16 protein-coding genes and 1 pseudogene are annotated in these 22,783 nt (G+C 38.4%); 16 read left to right on the forward strand and 1 reads right to left on the reverse strand.

The window, feature by feature from the left end:
* Positions 1-19 precede the first annotated feature (19 nt).
* The 3 genes from GON05_RS04155 to GON05_RS04165 all read left to right on the forward strand — a co-directional run bounded on the left by GON05_RS04155 (position 20) and on the right by GON05_RS04165 (position 5,172).
* The gene (locus tag GON05_RS04155; protein WP_157317935.1) at positions 20-1,207 is read left to right on the forward strand and encodes a glycoside hydrolase family 88 protein; all 1,188 of its coding nucleotides are present in this window, start codon (positions 20-22) and stop codon (positions 1,205-1,207) included.
* Positions 1,208-1,233: 26 nt separating this feature from the next.
* Positions 1,234-2,784, forward strand: a complete 1,551-nt coding sequence (locus GON05_RS04160; RefSeq protein ID WP_157317936.1) for a lipopolysaccharide biosynthesis protein — start codon at positions 1,234-1,236, stop codon at positions 2,782-2,784.
* 258 nt (positions 2,785-3,042) lie between these two features.
* Positions 3,043-5,172, forward strand: a complete 2,130-nt coding sequence (locus GON05_RS04165; protein ID WP_157317937.1) for a right-handed parallel beta-helix repeat-containing protein — start codon at positions 3,043-3,045, stop codon at positions 5,170-5,172.
* Positions 5,173-5,225: 53 nt separating this feature from the next.
* Here the strand turns inward: GON05_RS04165 and GON05_RS04170 are convergent, their stop codons facing one another.
* The gene (locus GON05_RS04170) at positions 5,226-7,628 is read right to left on the reverse strand and encodes a right-handed parallel beta-helix repeat-containing protein (RefSeq protein ID WP_181646632.1); all 2,403 of its coding nucleotides are present in this window, start codon (positions 7,626-7,628) and stop codon (positions 5,226-5,228) included.
* Between the two features lie 183 nt (positions 7,629-7,811).
* On the opposite strand from GON05_RS04170, the gene GON05_RS04175 reads away from it, so the two are divergent.
* From GON05_RS04175 to GON05_RS04230, 13 genes and pseudogenes are all read left to right on the forward strand, one after another.
* On the forward strand, positions 7,812-9,119 hold the full coding sequence (locus GON05_RS04175; RefSeq protein ID WP_157317938.1) for an acyltransferase family protein: 1,308 nt from the start codon (positions 7,812-7,814) through the stop codon (positions 9,117-9,119).
* 166 nt (positions 9,120-9,285) lie between these two features.
* A complete protein-coding gene (locus GON05_RS04180) occupies positions 9,286-10,485 on the forward strand; it encodes an acyltransferase family protein (protein WP_157317939.1) in 1,200 nt (399 codons plus the stop codon).
* Positions 10,486-11,217: 732 nt separating this feature from the next.
* On the forward strand, positions 11,218-13,047 hold the full coding sequence (locus GON05_RS04185; RefSeq protein ID WP_157317940.1) for a polysaccharide biosynthesis protein: 1,830 nt from the start codon (positions 11,218-11,220) through the stop codon (positions 13,045-13,047).
* Positions 13,048-13,064: 17 nt separating this feature from the next.
* Entirely contained in the window at positions 13,065-13,940 is an 876-nt protein-coding gene (gene galU / locus GON05_RS04190; RefSeq protein WP_157317941.1) for a UTP--glucose-1-phosphate uridylyltransferase GalU, read from the forward strand.
* 9 nt (positions 13,941-13,949) lie between these two features.
* Positions 13,950-15,104 (forward strand): glycosyltransferase family 4 protein, encoded by a 1,155-nt coding sequence (locus GON05_RS04195; protein ID WP_157317942.1) that lies wholly within the window; start codon positions 13,950-13,952, stop codon positions 15,102-15,104.
* A complete protein-coding gene (locus tag GON05_RS04200) occupies positions 15,089-16,198 on the forward strand; it encodes a glycosyltransferase family 1 protein (protein ID WP_181646634.1) in 1,110 nt (369 codons plus the stop codon). The genes GON05_RS04195 and GON05_RS04200 overlap by 16 nt, the downstream gene beginning before the upstream one ends.
* A gap of 4 nt (positions 16,199-16,202) precedes the next feature.
* Entirely contained in the window at positions 16,203-17,087 is an 885-nt protein-coding gene (locus GON05_RS04205) for a glycosyltransferase family 2 protein (protein ID WP_157317943.1), read from the forward strand.
* A 20-nt stretch (positions 17,088-17,107) separates the two neighbouring features.
* Positions 17,108-18,181 (forward strand): EpsG family protein, encoded by a 1,074-nt coding sequence (locus GON05_RS04210; protein ID WP_157317944.1) that lies wholly within the window; start codon positions 17,108-17,110, stop codon positions 18,179-18,181.
* A gap of 21 nt (positions 18,182-18,202) precedes the next feature.
* Positions 18,203-19,237: a UDP-glucose 4-epimerase GalE gene (galE, locus tag GON05_RS04215; RefSeq protein WP_157317945.1), complete on the forward strand. Its 1,035-nt coding sequence runs from the start codon at positions 18,203-18,205 to the stop codon at positions 19,235-19,237.
* 197 nt (positions 19,238-19,434) lie between these two features.
* Positions 19,435-20,178 (forward strand): annotated as a pseudogene (locus GON05_RS40045) (glucosamine inositolphosphorylceramide transferase family protein); the annotation flags it as partial.
* A 102-nt stretch (positions 20,179-20,280) separates the two neighbouring features.
* Positions 20,281-20,877, forward strand: coding sequence for a sugar transferase (locus GON05_RS04220; RefSeq protein ID WP_157318071.1), 597 nt, complete (start codon positions 20,281-20,283; stop codon positions 20,875-20,877).
* A 15-nt stretch (positions 20,878-20,892) separates the two neighbouring features.
* Positions 20,893-21,531, forward strand: a complete 639-nt coding sequence (locus tag GON05_RS04225; protein WP_157317946.1) for an acetyltransferase — start codon at positions 20,893-20,895, stop codon at positions 21,529-21,531.
* A gap of 99 nt (positions 21,532-21,630) precedes the next feature.
* Positions 21,631-22,758, forward strand: a complete 1,128-nt coding sequence (locus GON05_RS04230; RefSeq protein ID WP_157317947.1) for a DegT/DnrJ/EryC1/StrS family aminotransferase — start codon at positions 21,631-21,633, stop codon at positions 22,756-22,758.
* Positions 22,759-22,783 lie beyond the last annotated feature (25 nt).

Consider the following 22,783-nt stretch of genomic DNA (forward strand, 5'->3'; position numbering starts at 1 on the left):
TCGGAAAGGACAGAAAACAATGATTTTTCAAATATTAGGACTTTTAATCTTAGGGATAGTTGGAATCGTTATATTAATTGATGTAATTCCTATTTTTATGGATTGGTTAAGTCGGATTCATATCGGAAGATTTCAAGAAAAACAGATATGGAATAAGTCCATAACCAATGTAGGAATAAAATGGTTACAATCGACTCCCAAGATAAAAGTGACCGATCAGACAAGATTAGTTGCCATCGATATGCTACAAGGGAACTATACCAAAAATGCCATTCAATATTGGCAAGAAGCCTCTCTATTATTAGGGTTGGCTGGGTATGTAAAGAATAGTCCGGATAAAGAAATTAAACAAGGAATCATAAGGTTCTTGGATTCAAAATTTAATAAACAAGGTGATTGGATAAATAAACCAAAACATGTAGATGCGGCTATACTTGCTTACGCTGTTATGAAGTTAGATTTTGTCGACATAGATCGCTATAAGGCTGCGCTCGACTCTGCATGGGAATTAATTCGAGAGCATATTGGTGAAGAGGGGTCTGTTACCTATCGAAAATTCATGAAAGATTATAGGTATGTGGATACTATCGGATTTATTTGCCCTTTTCTGGTTGCATACGGTATTCGATATGGCCATGAAGAATGTATAGAGTTGGCTGTAAAACAAATAAGAACCTATGAAGAACACGGTATGCTTGAAGGATATTATATTCCAAGCCATGCCTACCAAATAAATAGCAAAGTACCTCTTGGATTGTTTGGGTGGGGAAGAGGCCTCGGTTGGTTTGCCATAGGTCTCATAGATGCTTGGAATGAACTACCCCAAGAACATGTGTATAAAGGTGTTTTAGAAACAAGTGTCAAAAGATTCGCAAAAGCTGCTATTCAATTTCAACAAGAGCAAGGTAATTGGAATTGGACTGTAACTAGGGGAGAGAGTAGACCAGACTCCTCAACAACAGCTACATTAGGATGGTTCATGCTCAATGCTTCACAGATCACAGAAATATCTGAAGAATGTTTAGTAAGCGCGAAGAAAGCTACCAACTACTTGATGAAGGTTACAAGAAGGAATGGAGCAGTTGATTTTTCTCAAGGAGATACGAAAGATATAGGTGTGTATTCGATGTTATTTAATATACTGCCGTTTACACAGGGCTTCTGTATTCGCATGATGAATTCTCATTTCAGTTCTAAGGTTATATAAAATATAAATGAGATAGGATTTGTGGTATGAGAACAAAAAATTCAATAATCAACATCTCTGTAGGAGTAGGTAACCAACTTATTATTACTTTCCTAAGCTTTTTCTCACGAACTGTTTTTATCCACACACTAGGGGTAGAATATTTAGGTATAAACGGTCTGTTTACAAATATTTTAGCGATGCTCTCTCTAGCTGAGGCAGGAATAGGATCCAGCATTATTTATAATCTTTATAAGCCTGTCGCGGATAATGATAAAGAAAAGATCATAATGCTTATGAAATTATATAAAAAGGCGTATCTAGTCATAGCATTAATTGTCTTAATGTTAGGGCTATCTATAATGCCTTTCCTTTCATATTTTGTAAAAGATACAAAGGTTGAGCATATTCATCTGATCTATCTCGTTTTTTTAGTGAATACGGTTACGCCTTATTTATTTCAACATAAAAATTCTTTCCTGAATGTGAATCAAAAAGGATATATTGTGACAGGATTGTTTTCAATATCATCCATTCTATCCATGTGTTTGAAAATTGGCATTCTTTATGCGACTAAAAACTTTTTATTGTATTTAATTATTGATAGTATCATAACAATCATAAACAATGTTATTTTATCGATAATTGCTAATAAGTTATTCCCGTTTTTAAAGGAGAAAATAGCAAAGAACATCGATGCTTTGACCAAGAGTAAACTGATCAAAAATATAAAGGCTATTATCTTGCAAAACATTGGTTCCTACCTAGTATTTGGTACTGATAATATTATTATTTCTTATTATGTAAGTGTGGCGGCTGTTGGGTTATACTCCAATTATTACATGCTTATTGAAATTTGCAGAACTTTTATTAATCAAATATTTAATAATATTTATCATAGTGTAGGAAATTTAGTGGCTAAAGAAAGCAAAGAGAAAGTATATTCTGTATACAAGGTTACGATGTTTCTTAATTTCTGGTTATATTCCATGTTTGCAATTATTCTATTTGTAACTCTAGAACCATTTATAACCTTATGGATCGGCCCAGAGTTTCTTATGGATAAATTGATATTAATTGTATTAGTGGTTACCTTTTATGAAAGAGGAATGAGAAACTCAATCACAACAGTGAAAACAACCGCGGGAATATTTCATGAGGACAGGTATGTTCCATTGTTTCAAGCTGCGGTTAATCTTGTATTCTCTATCATTTTGGTTCAATCCATTGGGATTGCTGGTGTATTTATCGGTACGTTAATAAGTGCAATGATTGTTCCTTTCTGGACGACACCATATTTTGTATATAAGAAAGTATTCCAAAAGCCATTAATTGAATATTTTATTAGTTATTTTTACTATGCAGGAGTAGGAGTTGGCACTTGCCTGGTCACGTACTACGTATCTCATTTATTTGTTGCAGATACGATTATAACGCTATTGATGAAGGGGCTTACGTGTTTGATCCTGCCTAACTTGATTTACATACTCCTATTTCATAAAAGTGATGAGTTTAAATATTTAATGGGAATAGTCAAAAGTATAATATCTAGATTGCAGCAAAAATTTATGCCTAAAGGTAGAACTGAAACTTATTAACTTACTAGATACTGCTGTATTATTGTTCTTAATAAAGAATATTTCAAAATTTAGACTTAATTGAACTTCCTGATTATTTCCAAATCTTTGTATAATAGAAGAAGTAAGTCGCTTTGTGTCGTTTCTATTTCTATAAAAACAGAGGGGGTTATAAATTATCTTAGTTTGTAAATAATGAAAATTAGTTAAACACCGCTTCAAGGATTCTTAATAACAGTTTTGGGTTTAAGATAATCTTATAAGGAGTGAAATTTTAAAATGCGTAGGGTTGTTTTTATGGCATTGTCAGCTTTTATGCTTTTCTTCTTAACGTGGCCTGGTGCTTCAGAAGCACAGACCACGTTTTCTGTGTCTAATCAAGAGCGTGTGTATGAGTTGGATTTAAAAAAGTGGAATATCTACAACGATAATTCTCATGCAGCTGAAACAACAGACGGAATAAATAATGCACTTACATGGGCCCATGAGCAAGGATATACTGTTTTCAAAGTTCCCGCAGGAACGTATCGCATAGCGAAAGGAACCAATGGACAATGGGACCCTCGCGGACGCATCAACATGGTCAGTGACATGACATTTTGGCTTGACGAAAAAGCCATTATTCAAAAAGAAACAAATGGATATGCAGCATACTCTACATTACTTGTTGATGTAGGAGTCAAGAACGTAACTATCAAGGGCGGCACTTATATTGGCGACAGGGAGACACATAATTATTCAAGCGGCGGAACTCACGAAAATGGATACGGAATATTAACTAAAGGTTCTTTTAATGTAATGATCGATGGTGTAAAGACACTAAACTTTACAGGAGACGGGCTTTGTGTAGGCGGCGGAAGTGGTACTATGCAGGATTTGTATGCGAAGGATTTTGAAGCTGGAGGGATTGACGACAACGGAAAACTTATACCTGATCAGACAAAGGTCAGAAGCAAGTTGAGTTGGAAACTTACGCATCCTTCGTATGAGTTAACACACGCTGTTATTATTGACAATGCGCAGTATCTTTCAAATGAGTTTGATATTTACTTTTACAAGGCTGATGGTACGTTCTTATCTAAAGCAAAACAACAAAGTCAAGGAGAGTATATTTCTATTCCTCCTGGGAGCGACTCCATAAGGCTTGCTTTTAAAGGGACTATTCAAAAAGGACAATATCTAGAAATATGGAACAGGGTTCAATCGACTAATGTTACTGTTCAGAATTCGGAATCTTCTTTTAACCGCAGACAAGGATTGACCATTAATGGCGGTAAAAATGTTCTGGTACAGGGCAATAGCTTTCATGACATTGGAGGCAAAGACGGTACTGCTCCTATGGCAGGAATCGATGTGGAAGGAGGAGCGGGTGATAATGGCTTTATCAATGAAAACATTTCGATCAAAAATAATCAGTTCTACAAAAATAGCAGATATGATGTTATTTTCTACGATGGTCATGATGGGACGCTAGAAGCTAATCAGTTAGCTTCTGTTGGAGCGATTGGCTTAGCAGTGTCAGCTCCGTTTACAGGTGCTACAATAAAAAATAATAATTTTGAAGGTACAAGTATTTATGCAGCTCATGATGTGACGTTTATTGGAAATACGATGACTGATTCACTAACGCATTTTGAAGGCCCCAATATCAATATTAAAGGGATGACTGTAACAAATACGAACTTTGCTATCAGCAGCTCAGTTCCATTTGGTGTAAACGCTTCAGATGTAGTTATTAATATAACCAAAAGGACTGCAAATGCAGGTTTATCGATATGGCAAAATCCTGTTCATTTGACTAACATCACAATCAATGGAGCACCCTCATTAAGATCAGTTTCAGGTGGCAAGGTTGAAGGAAATATTATTGATAATCTAATAGTAAATGATTACAATTCAACCTACGGATTGGATTTGCCGCCGGGGACTTACAACAATTGTGTATTTAAAGGGCCTAATGATGGAGGGAAAGCAGTACCAAGTGTAGGGCAGTCTGGAGAATATGTATTCAATAATTGCTCATTCACTGGATATGGCGGAATCAGTGCTGGGAACCCGAACTTGGATCTTACAGTTACGAATTCAACATTTTATACGACTGGAAATACAGCTGCCATTTCTGTAGATTCAGCTAAAAAGGTCACAATTGAAAATAACGTGATCGTTGCGAATGGGATTACTACAAAAACAACAGAAATTATTAAAATGAATGATTACTGGCAAAAAGACAAGCCATACGATATTTTATCGGCATTGATTAGAAGTAATAAAATCACCTCCAATATCGAAGCGATTGGGATATCTACGATATATGCTGGAGTTGGTGCACCTGCATTCACAATTGACGGTAATATTTTGGAAAATGCAAATTTTAGTTTAAAAGCCAACGATATTAACGATAACAATTAAACAAATGAAAAGGGAAGACAGGGATTTCCCAATCTTCCCTTTTCAGATTGCAATTAGAGGCTAATGTTATCGATCATTCTAGTATTCGAGTTAGTGTCTGCTGTTACATTTTTGAAAATGCATCTTGCGATTGTCATGGATTTATCACGTGTGAGCCAGTGGAAATTGAGTTTTGTATCTTCAAGATAGCTAGTACTGATGACAGCCATGTTGACATTATCAGCTTTACTGATACTTGAAGTGATAAAAGTGCTGCGATTGTTTGTTACGTTTCCATTAAAGTTTATTCCTACATTTTGAAATGTACAGTTATCGACAACTAATTTTCTTGTATAGCGCGCATCATTCGTTCCCAGAGAAATATCTCCACCAAGAATTCCGGTTTTACTTCTGGTAAAGGAACTATTGATTAAATTACACCCTTCAAAGTTAGCTCCACCTTCAATAAGGGTAATCCCATCTATCTGTATGGGTCTACCTACGTAATTAGCAAGTGGGCGAACATCAATTTCATAGTTTTTAACAGTAACATTTCTAATGATTCCACCTGTCAGAATCAATTGGAAATTGGGGGATAACGTATTGTCGTTTCTCCAATCCCGTTCCACAACAATATCTGAGATATAACATCTGCCGTAATTAAATCTGCTTATGTTGAACCCAGTTATCCCACTGTCTGTTATCGCCACAGGAGCACCGTTTAGTGTTTCTGATACTTGAAAACTATTTGTTTTAACATTTACAGTGTAGTAGAGTTTATCCACACTGATGCCAGTAGGGACTTTACCAACCCACTGTTCAAAAGAAATCTTTGCACCATTTCCCATTCCGTGCGGCGTACTATAAGTGAACGTGCTTGAAGGAACATCGACCGTGGGAGTGCCAAAATATCCATATACACTTGAGCCGTAGAAAAGGCCATTTTTTACCTGACAATTTGAAATTATTGCTCCTGTAATATCAGCGATTTTAATATTACCGTTATAACAAATTGCTCCATTTACAAAATTGTCGCCTTTGACGACAAGTTCACAATTAATTATTGTATTGTTGAGATATTTTACGTACATGTTGTTCGGGTATGAACTGATTCCGCCAACATTGTAACCTTCAAATGTGTTATTCTCTAGAACTACATTAATACCATCCGCATTCACGAAGTGCCCGCGGCTATTATTAGATATATAGTTGTCTCTAATATAAATTCTAGTGTTGAGTTCTAAACCAGTTTGATTAAGCTCGGGTCGCCATGTTGGTATGTTTGTTTCTGACCACATTGACTCGATGTCGATGCCGAACATGGGGGCGGTTCCATCTTCAGTTACGCCATCATCAGCTTTACCAATATGATGGATTTTATTGTTCATAATCGTTACATCAGTTGAGCCAGCATTAGAAATTCCCTGTCTCCTGCAGTGATTGAGATCACAGTCATGAATATAGATATTGGATCCCATTTGTTCTTGGGTGTAATCAGTAGGGTTAAGTTTGTATTCTAGCCAGGAAGTAAAGATTGCATCTCCAGTGCAATTACTGATATCTACATGATCGATTTCAATATTGTTAGAGCCGGCAAGTTCAATACCATGTCCCCATTCATGAGTGTAGTTTTGGGAATCAACTTTTGCATTAATTTGTGTAATCTGTGCGTCACTTAGAGGGCTTGAAGTAATGTCGATGGCAAATACCATTTTGTTAGCATTCTCAATTTCTGCAAACCACCCACGTCCTGTTGGGGCTGCGGGAGCGAATTGTCCGTTCGTTCTGGACCCAACTAACGTACTATTGGATACCGTATCTTTGTATTGATAGAAGCTATAGCCTGAGGCTGTTACTCCACTGATACTCCAAAGCCTGAATGCTTTTAATAACCCGGGATTACTATACCTGTCCACGATCTCGCTGCGGATGGAGTTAGCATTATTGTTTAGTGAGCCGTCGGCATTAACTCCTCCTCTTACAAACTTTACGCTTAGTTGGTATATGTGTGTTTTCTTGTCACCTACAAGTGTTCCACCAGAAATTCTTCCATTTGTTACGCCTTTTAAACTGAAGATCCTATACCAAGGTGATGAATTCGCTTCCAATTGTATAATACAACCAGCAGACATTTCGAAATGCATATCGCTTTGCATAAGAATACAAGTGAAGGAGGTGCTGTCAATTTTTAAAGTATAAGTACCACTTGGCAATGTGCAATGAGTAATATTTTGGGATTTTGCCCAGCTAAGTGCGTCGTTAATACCTTTTGTCGTAGCAGCGGACTCAGTGCCATCATTTTTTATGTTCCATCTGTTTAAATCAATGACAAATGGATTAGAAACAGCACCACTTGTAGTAGGTTTCTTTGGAATCCAACTGGATTGAGTACTGTCATATGTCAGGACATCATTGTTAGTAGGGAGATTGGCCGTTAAGTTAACGTCATCCAGGTCTCCAAGATTAGCTTTTATCACTACCGATCACCTCTTTCTACTTTTCTAGTAGTGTATGATTTACCAGATAAAATAGTTCCAATTTAGAGTCACAATGGGCTGAACAACTCAAATTCTTATTGACATGTTCTTAATAAAGAACTAAACTCAGGGGAGTTGATTGCAAATAATAGAGAGAATGTAATGATTCATTCTTCATTAAGAATGTTGGAGGTTCTTATAGATATAAATAAGTCATTTAAACTCTCATCGCAATATGAAATATTAAATAGCAGAGGTGAAAGTGTGAATAAACTTTATAATAATTTCTTAAAGGCTAATAGCCTATTAGAGGGAAGAGTATCTATTTATTTGGATTTTTTACGAGGGTTAGCTGCGATTTTAGTATTGATGGAACATCTGGGATCTAGACTATTCCTAGGCTATGGATATTTACAGAACCCCACCGTAATTATTAAATTACTCTATCTTCTTAACTTACTTGGAGGACCATCAGTTATAGTTTTTTTTGTTCTTAGTGGATTGTTTATATCGAGATCTGTTTTAAAATCAATCGTTGACAATAAATGGTCTTGGAAATCATACCTTGTTAATCGACTGTCAAGACTATACGTAGTATTAATTCCAGCTTTATGTTTAACACTCATTGCCGATAAACTAGCTAGTTATTATTTTGATTATAGTAAGTACAGTGATAACTACACCAACATTAAGGAATTTGTTGGGAACCTATTCTATTTACAAAATATTTATGTCGGTAATTATGGGTCAAATGGGCCATTATGGAGTCTGGGTTATGAGTTTTGGTATTACATGCTATTTCCTATTATTATTTTGCTACTTCGAAATCAGAAGAAAATCTTGAAAGTTGCGTACCTATTTACTGCTCTAACTGTCATTTTCTTAATTGGGCAACGAATGAGTTATTATTTCTTAATATGGTTGGTGGGAATGCTCGTTTTACTTTTGCCAGCTACCTCAAGAGCAAAGAATAAATTTATTATGACGACATCATTCTTGCTTGTTTGTTTGGCAATGTTCATGAGACCGCTGATAAACAATGGAAGACTATTTGTTGAACACCATACAAATAACTTATTTATTATAGATTTTTTTATAGGGCTATCCTTAGGTCTTCTAATTTACATACTTATACATGGTACTGCAGCACAGAAAGCAAAGACTGAAAATAAAAATAAATGGTTTGAAAAAACCTCAAAGTTGGTAGCTAGTTTTTCATTTAGTCTTTATTTAATTCATTATCCCATTATTAATTTTGTTTATTATTGGGCATCTAAAAATGGTTTTAACGGATTACAACCAAACTTATTATCTGTACTAATTGAAATATTAATCATAGCCTTAATGTGCACAATTGCTTTCATGTTTTCAAGAATAACTGAAGTACGAACTAATGTTGTAAGAGCTATGATAATGAATATTTTAGAAAGATTTAATTATAATCATCAAAAAACAAAAGTGATGAAAATGGAAAACAATCTATCTAAATAAAGAGATCCTCAAGCCTCGAGTCAATCGGGGCTATTTTATGTGCGACGGGTAGACGTAACTTTAACTCGTGCTAATAGTGTATTTTTTATACTTGTAAAAAAACAATCGATCTGATATTCTTTAAAAAGAATACATTGTTCTTTATAAAGGATTTAAGGAGGGTTGTATGCATAGTCGATATGATGAATTAGATTCTCTAAGGGGTTTAGCTGCATTAGCTGTAATGATGCTTCATTTTTACGGAATTTTTTCATTTGACCAAACAATAAAATTCCTAATTGAATATAGTCCATTAAGAATATTTATCTCTGGTGGAGAAGCCGTTATATTATTTTTTGTTCTAAGTGGGTTTGTATTATCACTACCATATTATAATAATAAGCAATCAAACTATCTTCCTTTTATAGTAAAACGTGTCTTTAGGATTTATATCCCTTATATAGTTGCTATGATTGGAGCGATAATTTGTAAAGAGTTATTTTATCATGGGAAGATTTATGGCCTTAGTGGTTATTTTAATTCGTTTTGGAACTTACCCATTAGTAGTCAGTTACTAAAAGAACATCTAATATTAATCGGCACTTTTCTGAGTAATTTAGATCCCGTTGTATGGTCACTTGTTCATGAAATGAGAATTTCAATAATTTTTCCAATTTTAATGTACATTTTAATAAAGTTAAGTTGGAAAAAAGGAATTGGCTTAGCTCTATCATTTAGTTTAGCTAGTGTAATTCTATTTACCCTTTTTAAATATGATGTTTCTACTGCTACTGGAACAGAATTAGTAGCTACTATTAATTATACTGGTATGTTTATATTCGGTGCATTACTCGCTAGACATAGGGAATTTATTCAGAATAAATTCATGGGTTTTAGTGTGAAACATAAAGTTTTACTATTTGTACTAGGATTGATGATGTATGCCTACTTACATCCTTCATTTGCTATTAAGATGTTCATTTTTCACAATATTGACCTTTTTTACAGAACTGTTATTGATTCATGGGCGGTAACGTTTGGAGCAGCAATACTAATTATAACAGCAATGAGTTCATCATTATTCTCGAGAATTTTAAGAAATAAAGTAATAAATCATTTAGGTAAAGTATCCTATAGTTTTTACTTGATACATGTAATTATTTTATATGCTTGTGTGCATGCACTGCATAGAACAATTTCAGTATGGGCTATTTGTTTGATTGCGTTTTTTTTAACAATAATTGTTTCGAGTATTATGTATACGTTAGTCGAAAAACCCTCAATGATATTGGGAAAGTTACTATTTAATAAAAATATGAAAGTGAAGCGTTTACCTAAAAGCATGTTTGAGAAGAAAGTTGGGCAGGAAAATAATAATACGATTTAGTGATTTTCTTAAATTCTAAAAGACCAAAATAATTTAAAGATTTAATAGGCGGATTCACTGAGATTCGTCTATTTTGCTTTAATTTTTAATAGTTGAAGTGGAACTGATGCCGTAGCTCCTAATGAACGTTCACAGTCATGTTTTTAATATAGGATTAATGGGGTTATCGCAGTTAGCACGTAATATTTTAACGGAAAGTAGTTGTTAAGTTAGCAACATCCGAATTAGTATTTATCACGTTTACAAGAAATATATGTTTTAAATGAAATAGTTCCAGCTCAAAGTAATAATAGTAGGTCTTAGAATATTTTTCGTTGACACGTTCTTTATAAAGAACTACAATTGAGCTAAGAGAAATGGCAATCTGTTTTAAGCGTTGAATTCTACACGTTAGTTCTTTATAAAGAACAAATGACAATTATAATGTTCTTTATAAAACCTTTAAGGATTAGGTAAAACTTTTTGTTCTTTATATGGAACACCTCAAGGTGGGTGTATTAGATCAGATGTCACACGAGTAGCTAACATTAAATTTACTTCGGTGATGCCTCCTAACCGTTATCAACGGAGGCACTCGGCCATGCTGTGGGTTGAATCGACCTTAGACGCGAGTCGTCAAAAGTGTGGTGCGAGGTGGGGTTAGATGCCCTAATAAGATTAAAGGATTTAATTATATGGTCTTTTTACACAAAGGCCTTATACTTAAGAACTTTAGTGAGAGGGTGCATTCATTTGTCATATCGACAAAGATTATCTTTATTAGTCTTCATTGACTCCTTTATCGTTATCACCTCCATTTTCTTTAGCCGTTTTTTATTGAGTGCAAGTCTAGACGTAATCACGTTGCCTTTGGTTGTTAGCTCCATCACCTTACTACTTAGCCATCATGTATTTTCTTTCGTGTATAAGCTGTATAAGAAAGCTTGGGAACATGCGAGTATTGGGGAACTCATTTTTATTATAAAAGCTACTACCTACTCGTTAATTACCGTCGCTTGTGTTCAGCAGTTAATTATTCATGATATTTACTTTCGGTTACTTGCGGTGACATGGATGCTGCATATGATTCTTATTGGAGGTTCACGTTTCTGTTGGCGAATCATTCGGAATACATACATTAAGAAGTCAGTTGTTAAGAAAAGAACACTGATTGTGGGCGCTGGGTCAGCTGGAACCATGGTGGTCAGACAGTTGATCAAAAACAACGATACCGAAATGTTTCCTGTAGGTTTCATTGATGATAATGTGAAAATTCACAATCTTGATATTTTGGGGATTCCTGTTATTGGGGGAATTGATCAAATAGAACGCGCGGTTAAAGAGCTAAATATCGATAACATCATCATTGCAATCCCATCCCTCAGCAAAAAAGACTTAAACCTTATCTTCCAGGAATGCACAAAAACCAACGCGAAGACGCAAACTCTCCCCAAGTTAGAAGATCTGGTATCCGGAAAACTTTCGGTAAATCACTTCATGGATGTGCAGGTAGAAGACTTATTAGGCCGAGATCCTATCGATTTGGATATAGATAGTATTTCAGGATATGTCACGAATAAAGTGGTATTGGTAACCGGCGCGGGTGGTTCGATTGGTTCTGAAATTTGCCGTCAGGTCGCGAAGTTTACTCCTCAGAAGCTGGTTTTGTTAGGCCATGGTGAAAACAGTATCTATTCCATCGAAATGGAATTAAAGGACTTATACGAGTCTACATCCATAGAGCTCTTTACGGAAATCGCAGATATCCAGGATGTTAAGAAGATGATGTCGATCATGAACAAGTATCATCCGGACGTCGTTTATCATGCCGCTGCTCATAAACATGTGCCTTTAATGGAAAGAAACCCTGAAGAGGCACTTAAAAACAATGTGATAGGTACGATGAATGTAGCCATTGCGGCAAGCCAAAGTGCGGTAGATACGTTCGTCATGATCTCTACGGATAAAGCTGTGAATCCAACCAGTGTCATGGGCGCCACCAAAAGAATGGCCGAGATGATTATTCAGGATATGGATCGAAACAGTAACACGAAATTCGTGGCGGTTCGTTTCGGCAATGTGCTGGGAAGCCGTGGCAGCGTCATTCCTCGTTTTAAACAGCAGATTGTAAAAGGCGGTCCCGTCTCTGTCACTCATCCTGATATGATCCGCTACTTTATGACGATTCCAGAAGCCTCCCGGCTAGTCATTCAAGCAGGTGCGTTAGCCAGAGGCGGGGAGATATTTGTCCTTGATATGGGAGAACCCGTGAAGATTGTTGATTTGGCCAAAAACCTGATCAAGCTTTCAGGAAACTCGCTAGAAGATATAGGCATTGAATTTACGGGTATGAGGCCGGGCGAGAAGCTGTTTGAAGAGTTGTTAAATAGCGATGAGATCAATGAAAAACAGGTCTATCCGAAGATTTATATCGGGAAAACATCGGAATTGTATATGGAAGAAATAAAGGAAATGATATCCACCTACACCACACTAGATAAAGAAAGCCTAAGAACTCAATTATTGAACCTAGCCAATAGTCATGTCATACCAATTCCGAAAAAATTAATCTCAATTGTTTGAAGAGGAGTTTTGAATCCATGAAAGTACGTAAAGCCATTATTCCAGCTGCCGGTCTAGGCACAAGATTCCTGCCTGCAACGAAGGCTATGCCTAAAGAAATGCTTCCCATTGTCGACAAGCCGACCATTCAGTATATCGTAGAAGAAGCAGTGGAATCGGGAATTGAAGATATCATTATTGTGACGGGTAAAGGGAAAAGAGCGATTGAAGATCACTTTGATAATTCCTTTGAACTTGAACAAAATTTATTTGAAAAACAAAAGTTTGACTTATTGACCGAAGTTCAGAAGTCGTCCAAAGTAGATATTCATTATATCCGCCAAAAAGAGCCTAGAGGCCTGGGGCACGCGATCTGGTGTGCACGAAAGTTCATAGGCGACGAACCATTCGCTGTGTTGTTAGGAGATGACATTGTTCGTGCGGATAAGCCGTGTCTGAAGCAAATGATGGATCAATATGAGTATCGCCATTCCTCTATCATTGGTGTCAAGCACGTTTCTGACGATGAAGTATCCCGCTACGGCATTGTGGATGGAAGACAAATTGAAAAGCAGCTATTTAGCATCAATCATTTGGTGGAGAAACCTAGGAAAGAAGAGGCTCCGTCTAATCTTGCCATCATGGGGCGTTATATTTTGACAGCACGAATTTTTGATATTTTGAATGACCAAAAGCCAGGCGCCGGAGGGGAAATACAGCTTACGGATGCCATTGAGGCGTTAAATGCCCTCGAATCGGTTTATGCTTATGAATTTGACGGTGAACGGTTCGATGTGGGTGAGAAATTGGGTTTTATACAAACCACGATCAATTACGCCTTGCAACGTGAGGATTTAAGATTCGATTTACTCAAATATCTTTCTTCCGTTCTGGAGAAAGAATTAATTAAGTAGGGGATACAGATGTCTAAAAAAGTGCTGTTATGCGCCACTGTTGATTATCATTTTAAAGCATTTCATTTACCTTACATGAAGTGGTTTAAGGAGCAGGGGTGGGAGGTCCATGTTGCCGCTAGCGGTAATATGGACCTTCCTTATGTGGATGCAAAGTTTAATATTGCCATCCAAAGGTCCCCTTTTAAATTAAAAAACCTTAAAGCCTATGGAGAGTTAAAGTCAATTATAGATGAAAATAAGTATGACATCATTCACTGCCATACGCCAATGGGTGGTGTGCTCGCACGTTTAGCAGCGCGGGAAGCACGCAAGAGTGGGACAAAAGTGATCTACACCGCTCATGGGTTTCATTTTTGCAAGGGAGCTTCACGCCTAAACTGGATGGTTTATTATCCACTTGAAAAGATTCTTTCTTATTTGACGGATTGTCTTATAACGATTAATGAAGAAGATTATCAACTGGCCGTTGATCGCCGTTTCAGAGCAGGTCGAATAGAGCATGTGCATGGTGTAGGCGTAGATACCGTTCGATTCCATCCCATAAATGATTTACATAAGTATGAGTTGAAAGTAAAAGCTGGTTACCATTCAGAGGACATCCTCCTTTTTTATGCCGCAGAGTTTAATCAGAATAAGAACCAGCAAATGCTTATTCAGGCTTTAGCCTTGATCAAAAACGATGTCCCGAATACCAAATTGTTGCTTGCAGGCGAGGGGCCGCTACAAGAGCAGTGCCGTAATCTCGCTAGAGAGTTAGGTGTGGAACATCAAGTTGATTTTCTGGGGTATCGAGATGATATTCACCTCATTCTGCCAATGTGCGATGTTGCCGTTGCATCAAGCCTGCGTGAAGGGCTGCCTGTAAATATGATGGAGGCTATGGCTTGTGCTCTCCCAGTAGTTGCTAGCAGCAATAGAGGACATAGAGAGCTGGTACGTAATGATAACAATGGCTGGATTGTAGAGCCCAATGATTATGAGGCAATGGCAATGAAGATCAAGGAGTTAGCTCAGAATAAAGAAATTCGATCAAAGCTAGGCCAGCACGGTAGAAATATGGTTGAGATCAGATATGCCATTCAAACTGTGCTAAATGAGAAAAGAAGTATTTATTCCCTATACATGAACGAAAAGGTGGATGTCATGTGGGCGATCCAATAAGGATTTTGCAAGTCGTCGTCAATATGAATCGTGGTGGAGCGGAGACCCTGCTCATGAATTTATATCGTAATATGGATCGATCCAAGGTTCAATTTGATTTTCTTACCAACAAACCTGGCGTTTTCGATGCTGAAATCGAAGAAATGGGTGGAAGAATTCATCGCATTCCGTATGTATCGGATATAGGTCATACGAAATATATGCAAGCTCTGGAGCAGTTCTTTGAGACACATCCCCAATACCAAATTGTGCATGCTCATATGGACAAAATGAGTGGTTTCGTCTTGCGGGCCGCGAAGAAAGCAGGCGCGCCTGTTCGGATTGCTCACAGCCACAATACAAGTAGTGAAGGTGGAGTTGCCGCGAGAGCCTACAAGTGGGTCGCTGGAACATTTATATCCTCTTGTGCAACTCATTTTGTAGCATGCTCGAATAAAGCGGCAAAATGGTTATTTGCCAACAAGGTGAATAAAGCGATGATTTTAAAAAATGGGATTGAGAGTGAGAAGTTTGCCTTCTCTCCTGAGGTTAGAGAGCAAGTTAGGCAAGAGTTGGGGCTTTCTTCGGAGAGTTATGTTTTAGGGCATGTAGGAAGGTTTGCGCATCAGAAAAATCATTCGTTTCTTATTGATATTTTTGCACAGCTGCATCAAGAGAAACCGAATGCTGTCCTTATCTTAGCAGGTGATGGACCGCTGCGTGCAGAGATCGAAAAGAAAGTAGAAGCTTTGCATATACAGGATAAGGTAAAGTTCCTAGGCGTACGAAGTGACATTACCCGTTTACTCCAAGCTTTTGATATGTTTGTATTTCCCTCTTTACATGAAGGTTTACCTGTTACACTCATTGAAGCGCAAGGGGCCGGTTTGCCTTGTCTTATATCCGATGAGATTACCCAGGAGGTGGATATGGGCATTCAATTGGTAGAGCGGATATCGCTCGAAAACAAGTCGGTTTGGATAGAGCGGATAAATAGTGTTATCGCAAGAAATTTACCGAGGCATATCCCCTCGTTCTCTTTATCGAACAATGGATACGACATTAAGAACAGCGCATCCTGGACGGAAGGGTTTTATTTAGGCGTATTGAGGTGATTGGATGAAGAAACTTACTGTGTTTACACCTACATATAATAGAGCTTATTGTCTGCATGTTTGTTACGAAAGTCTTAAGCGACAAACATCCAAAGATTTCGTTTGGCTGATCATAGACGATGGCTCGACGGATAATACGGAACAAGTAGTGGCAGGTTGGATTTCGGAGAATGAGATCCAAATTCGATATCACCGCCAGGAAAATCAAGGGATGCACGGCGCCCATAATACAGCTTACAGGTTAATTGATACAGAGTTAAACGTATGCATTGATTCCGATGATTATATGCCGGATGGTGCCGTGGAACAAATCAACGCTTTTTGGGAAATACACGGTAGCGAGCATGTAAGTGGAATCGTTGGACTTGATTCTTTTACAGATGGCCGTATTATCGGCACGAAGCTGCCGGAGAATATGAAGCGTTCAACACTATTTCAGCTATACAGCAAACATGGCGTAACTGGGGATAAAAAGCTGGTTTATCGAACAGCACTTACACGGGAGTACCCTTATCCCATTTTCGAAAATGAAAAATACGTCGGCTTAGCCTACAAGTACTATAAGTTAGACGAGCAGTATGAATTGCTTCTTATGAATGAAGTGCTTTGCTGCGTGGAGTATTTACTGGACGGCTCTTCAATGAACATGCTGAAGCAGTACCGCAAGAACCCAAAGGGGTTTGCTTTTTATCGTAAGGAGCTAATGAAGCTGCCGTTCGCTAGTTCACTTTTTAAATTCAGGCAGTCTATCCATTATGTGTCCAGCAGCCTGACTTCCGGCAATCGCAATTTCATGAAAGAAACACCTGCGAAACTGCTCACTCTTCTCGCAATTCCCCTTGGTGTCATGCTTTACTGGTATGTTATCAGAAAAACGAGTGTCACATAGTACGCGAAAGGAAATCAAAAATGGCCATCCTATGGGTTAATCTGATTGTTGTCTATATCGCCTCCTATTTTTCAAGGATTTTGGCCAAACCTGTGGCAATTGGTGCTGAGGCCCTAGCAGTGAAGCCTAATAAATGGCTGGCGGGTATCGTTATGGCAACATTCGTAGTCATAGCCGGGCTCCGCAATAATATTGGTGATACTTTCTTTTATATGTATTCTTACAGATTAAATAATTACACATGGGAACAAGTAAAAGCTGAGAAGGATATAGGCTTCGGTATTTTACAAATGATATTGCAGAAAATCACTGATGATCCACAGTTGTTAATATTTATTACAGCATTAGTGACTAATGTACTCATTGTCTATGTGTTATACAAATATTCGAGAATGTTTGAATTAAGTATTTTTATATACATAACTTCGGGGCTATTCTTAGTTTCCATGAGCGGTGTTAGACAGTTTTTGGCTTCGGCTATTATTTTTGCTGCAACCAAATATCTATTTGAAGGAAACTGGAAGAAATATTTTCTTGTGGTATCTTTCGCCTCTTTATTTCATGGTAGCGCCCTAATTCTTATACCTATGTTTTTTGTTGTGAGAAGAAAGGCATGGACGTCATCCACCTTCGTCATCCTAATATTGGCTATGTTATTAATTCTTGGATATAGTGTATTATCTGATGCAATATTCTCTGCAATCGCCGATACGCACTATAGTGAGTATCAGAATTTCCAAGAGGGGGGAGCTAACATCATTAGGGTAGCTATCAGTGCCATTCCTCTAATCTTTGCTTTTATTGGAAGACATAAGCTTAGTGAAATTTTTCCTTATAGTGATTATGTTGTCAATATGTCAATAATAAATTTTGTTGTAATGGCAGTTGCTACTCAGAATTGGATTTTCGCTAGGTTTACCATCTATTTCGGAGTATATAATGTGATACTTATATCATATGTCATAAGTCTATTTGTAAAAAGAGAACAGAAGTTGATGTATTACATGCTCCTAGGTTTTTACTTGATTTATTTTTACTACGAGAATGTAGTTAGTCTAAATATTATTTATCGAAGTGACTACTTAAAATTCTAACTAACAGTCAGGAGGTTCAAAATGCCAATACTTATAACCGGTGGAGCCGGCTATATCGGAAGTCATACTTGTGTAGAGTTACTGAACGCAGGATACGAAATTGTTGTTGTTGATAACTTAAGCAATAGCAGCCTAGAGTCTTTGAAACGAGTAAAAGAGCTAACAGGTAAAGACTTTGCATTTTATCAGATTGATCTGTTAAACCGTCAGGATGTAGAGTTGGTTTTTAAACAAAATAAAATTGAAGCTGTGATTCATTTCGCAGGACTAAAAGCAGTAGGTGAATCCGTTCGTTTACCATTGCGATATTACCACAACAATATAACGGGCACGATTGTGTTATGTGAGCTAATGCAGGAATATGCGGTGAAAAAAATCGTATTCAGTTCGTCAGCAACCGTATATGGCATGTCGGATCAAGTGCCAATTACAGAAAATTTTCCACTAGGTGCAACAAATGCATATGGTCGTACAAAACTGATGATTGAAGAGATCATGCAGGACATGTATGTGTCCGATCCCACATGGAGCATTGCGCTGTTACGCTACTTTAACCCGATTGGGGCTCATAGTAGTGGCAGATTAGGCGAAGATCCAAACGGCACACCTAATAATTTAATGCCTTACATTACTCAAGTGGCAGTAGGGAGATTAAAGGAATTAATGATTTATGGAAATGATTATCCAACTGTAGATGGCACGGGTGTCAGAGATTATATCCACGTCGTTGATTTGGCATGTGGGCACGTGAAAGCATTGGAGAAGATTATGGCAAGTACAGGGGTAGAGGCATACAACCTTGGTACGGGGCAGGGGTATAGTGTTGTGGAAATGGTGTTAGCATTCGAAAATGCAACCGGACAACATATTCCATATCTGATGACAGATCGAAGACCAGGTGACATAGGCGTCTGTTATTCGGATCCGAACAAGGCTAAGCGTGAGTTAGGCTGGAGTGCTCAGAGGGGCATTAAAGAGATGTGTCTGGATTCCTGGAGATGGCAAGCCCATAATCCATATGGTTTTCATAAAAAAGAAGAAGAAGTAACGGTATAGCGAGGGCTTACTCATGCGTATGTCGGTACTGACTGAAGGGGGATGAATGTTTGTTCCCTATAAATCGGAAGTTTCTTAAAAAAATAAAGAGTTTAATTTCCCTTATGAAGAAGGGAATAGTTACTCAGATTTGGTCGATCAAGGTTTTCAGTTCCGCTGATATGATCACGACGTTGCTAAATGAAACCGAATTAGACATGGATAAACCATCTATACAAGCTTCAGACGTAAATGATGCGCCTGCTGAATTTGTAGCAGATCCCTTTATTGTCAAAGAGGATTCGAGGTTTTATCTGTTCTTTGAGATCTTTAATAAAGAACTTGAACGTGGGCAAATTGGCTTAGCCATAAGTGCTGATGGGTTGAAATGGGAGTATCAACAAGTCGTTCTAAGTGAAAACTTCCATTTATCTTATCCGCAGGTTTTTAAAGTTGAGGACGAGATGTTTATGCTGCCTGAAACGATAGAAACCAATCGTGTTTTATTGTACAAAGCCAAACAGTTTCCTAATCAATGGGAAGTTGCATGTGAGCTGTTAGATGGTAACTTCATGGATCCCTCTATTATCAAATACGATAATAAATGGTGGATTTTTGCAGGGACTGAAGGTGGGAATCTTCACTTATTCCATTCGGAGCAATTGGAAGGACCTTATTTCGTACATCCCCAAAGCCCAATAATTACTAGTAACCTGATGATTAGCAGACCCGGAGGAAGATTCATTTTTTCAGATGGAACGATCTATAGGTACACACAAGCGGATTATCCTCATTATGGCGATTCGGTAAGAGTGTTCAAGGTAAACAAGCTAACGGAGTTTGAATATGAGGAGGAGGAAATCTCCTTAATCTTGTGCGGTACGAAAAAAGAAGGCGATTGGAGAAAAGATGGGATGCACCATATCGACCAGCTAATGATTGATGATAATCAATGGTTAGTAGCTGTCGATGGTCACAGTACCCAGAAGTCCAATTATTTTGTATGGAAGCTCAGCCGTTTGAAATCAAAATTTTTAGTTAAGACCAATAGGAGCATGATTATGATGAAGCGATTTTTTGATTTACTAATCTCAATTCCTTTATTACTCCTTTTTTCCCCGGTTATCGGCATTGTCGCTGTTTTGGTTCGAGCAAAGCTAGGATCACCGATTATCTTCACACAGTTAAGGCCTGGATTGCACGGCAAACCGATTAATATCTATAAATTCCGAACCATGACAGATGCAAGGGACAACGAAGGGAATTTATTGCCCGATTCCATACGCTTAACTTCCTTTGGGGAATTCCTTAGAAAATACAGCCTTGATGAGTTGCTCCAATTGGTGAATGTGATTAAGGGAGACTTAAGTTTAGTTGGTCCAAGGCCGCTGTTAATGGACTATTTGACACTATACACGGAAGAGCAGGCCAAACGCCATCAAGTACGCCCTGGAATTACGGGATGGGCTCAAGTTAACGGGAGAAACGCCATCTCATGGGAAGAAAAGTTCAGGCTTGATGTTTGGTATGTGGAGAATCAAAGCCTTCTTCTTGATTTCAAAATTCTAGCTCTAACTTTTGTGAAAGTGATTAAATCGGATGGAATCAGCCACGGGAATCATGTGACCATGGAGAAATTCTCCGGATCAAATCTATCATGAAGGGTTTGGTACAGGTTGGATTTAGTCGTTATTGGTGAGGGTGGCCATAGCAAGGTCATCAAGGATTTGATTCATTCAAAAAGTGATGTTAAAATCATTGCCGTTTTGGATGACAAGTATGACGAATTAACTGTAATTAATGAGATATATATAGGGCCGACCTCTTCCGCACATCTTTTATTGAGTCAAAGGAACCATCTTAAATTTGTAATTGCGATAGGGAATAACGAGGTTCGAAAGTCGATTGTGACAAAGCTTGGCCTAGCCAAGGAAAACTATGTTTCACTCATTCACCACACAGCGATTGTCAGTTCGAGTGCTTCTATTGGGATCGGTACAGTTATTATGGCTAATACCATTGTCAGTGCTGATACATGCGTTGGCGATCATGTGATCATCAACTCGGGTGCCATCGTAGAGCACGACAATCACATTGGTGACTATGCCCACATTGCTCCTAAAGCTACACTTACCGGTTCCGTGACTGTAAAAGAAGGGACTATGATTGGTGCGGGAGCGACCGTCATTCCTGGGAAAAGCATCGGAGAATGGGCAATTATCGGAGCGGGTGCCACCGTCATTAGTGATATCCCGACGAATAGTACAGCAGTAGGAACCCCGGCCAAAATTATTAGCAGCCGAAAGTTCGCCTAACAGCGCCGAAGGCGCTTTTTTGGTCCCAAGAACCCATATAAAGGAAGTGCATACCCTGTGTTCACGCATACAAAAAGAATATATCTTTCCCCTCCGCACATGAGCGGGAATGAAATGACCTATATTCAAGATGCTTTTGATACCAATTGGATCGCTCCGCTTGGCCCCCATGTCGATGCATTTGAGAAAGAGCTTGCCTCCTATGTGGGCGTTAACGACGCGGCTGCGGTTAGCTCCGGAACGGCGGCCATTCATTTGGCTCTGCGGCTGCTGGATGTTCAAGCGGGGGATACGGTTTTTTGTTCAAGTCTAACCTTTGTTGCGAGTGCTAACCCGATTGTCTATTTGGGAGCTTCACCGGTATTTATTGATTCCGAGCCAGAAACATGGAACATGTCCCCTCAAGCGCTAGAACGTGCCTTATATGATGCTGCTCAAGAAAAGAAACTGCCTAAGGCAGTCATCGTTGTTAATCTATATGGCCAAAGTGCGAAGATGGATGAAATTTTGGAGATTTGCCAAACGTTTGATATCCCTGTAATCGAGGATGCAGCAGAATCGTTGGGCTCCACGTATAAAGGGAGAGCGAGCGGGTCATTCGGGAAGTTTGGCATCTATTCCTTTAATGGCAATAAAATTATTTCGACTTCCGGCGGGGGGATGTTGGTTTCCAACGAAGGCGAGGAGTTGAACAAAGCTCGTTTCCTGGCAACCCAAGCGCGCGACTATGCGCCACACTATCAACATAGCCAGACCGGTTATAATTATCGGATGAGCAATGTGCTCGCCGGGATTGGTAGAGCTCAGTTAGAGGTGCTGGAAGAGAGAGTTAACGCAAGAAGAGCGATTTTCAGAAGATATGTTCAAGAGTTAGCGCATGTTCCAGGCATCGCGTTTATGCCCGAGCTGCCCAATACGCGTTCGAACCGTTGGCTTACTGTATTAACTTTGGACGAAAATGAAGCCGGTGTATCGGTTGAGGCGTTATTGGGAGCTTTGGCGGAACAGAATATCGAGGCACGTCCAGTTTGGAAACCGCTTCATATGCAGCCTCTATTCGAAGGGGTTCAGTTTTACCCACATAGTGACAATGAGATTATATCCGAGCAATTGTTTAAAAGGGGACTCTGTTTACCATCCGGATCCAGTCTGTCGGAAGATGAGCAGATGCGGGTCATCACCTGTATCAAAGAGTCATTGATTAAGGCCAAAAGCATGAGCGTTTAACGCTGCGCCAAGCTTAAGCGCCTTC

The organism is Paenibacillus anseongensis (assembly GCF_009757995.1).
In the GTDB taxonomy this organism is placed as follows: domain Bacteria; phylum Bacillota; class Bacilli; order Paenibacillales; family NBRC-103111; genus Paenibacillus_E; species Paenibacillus_E chondroitinus.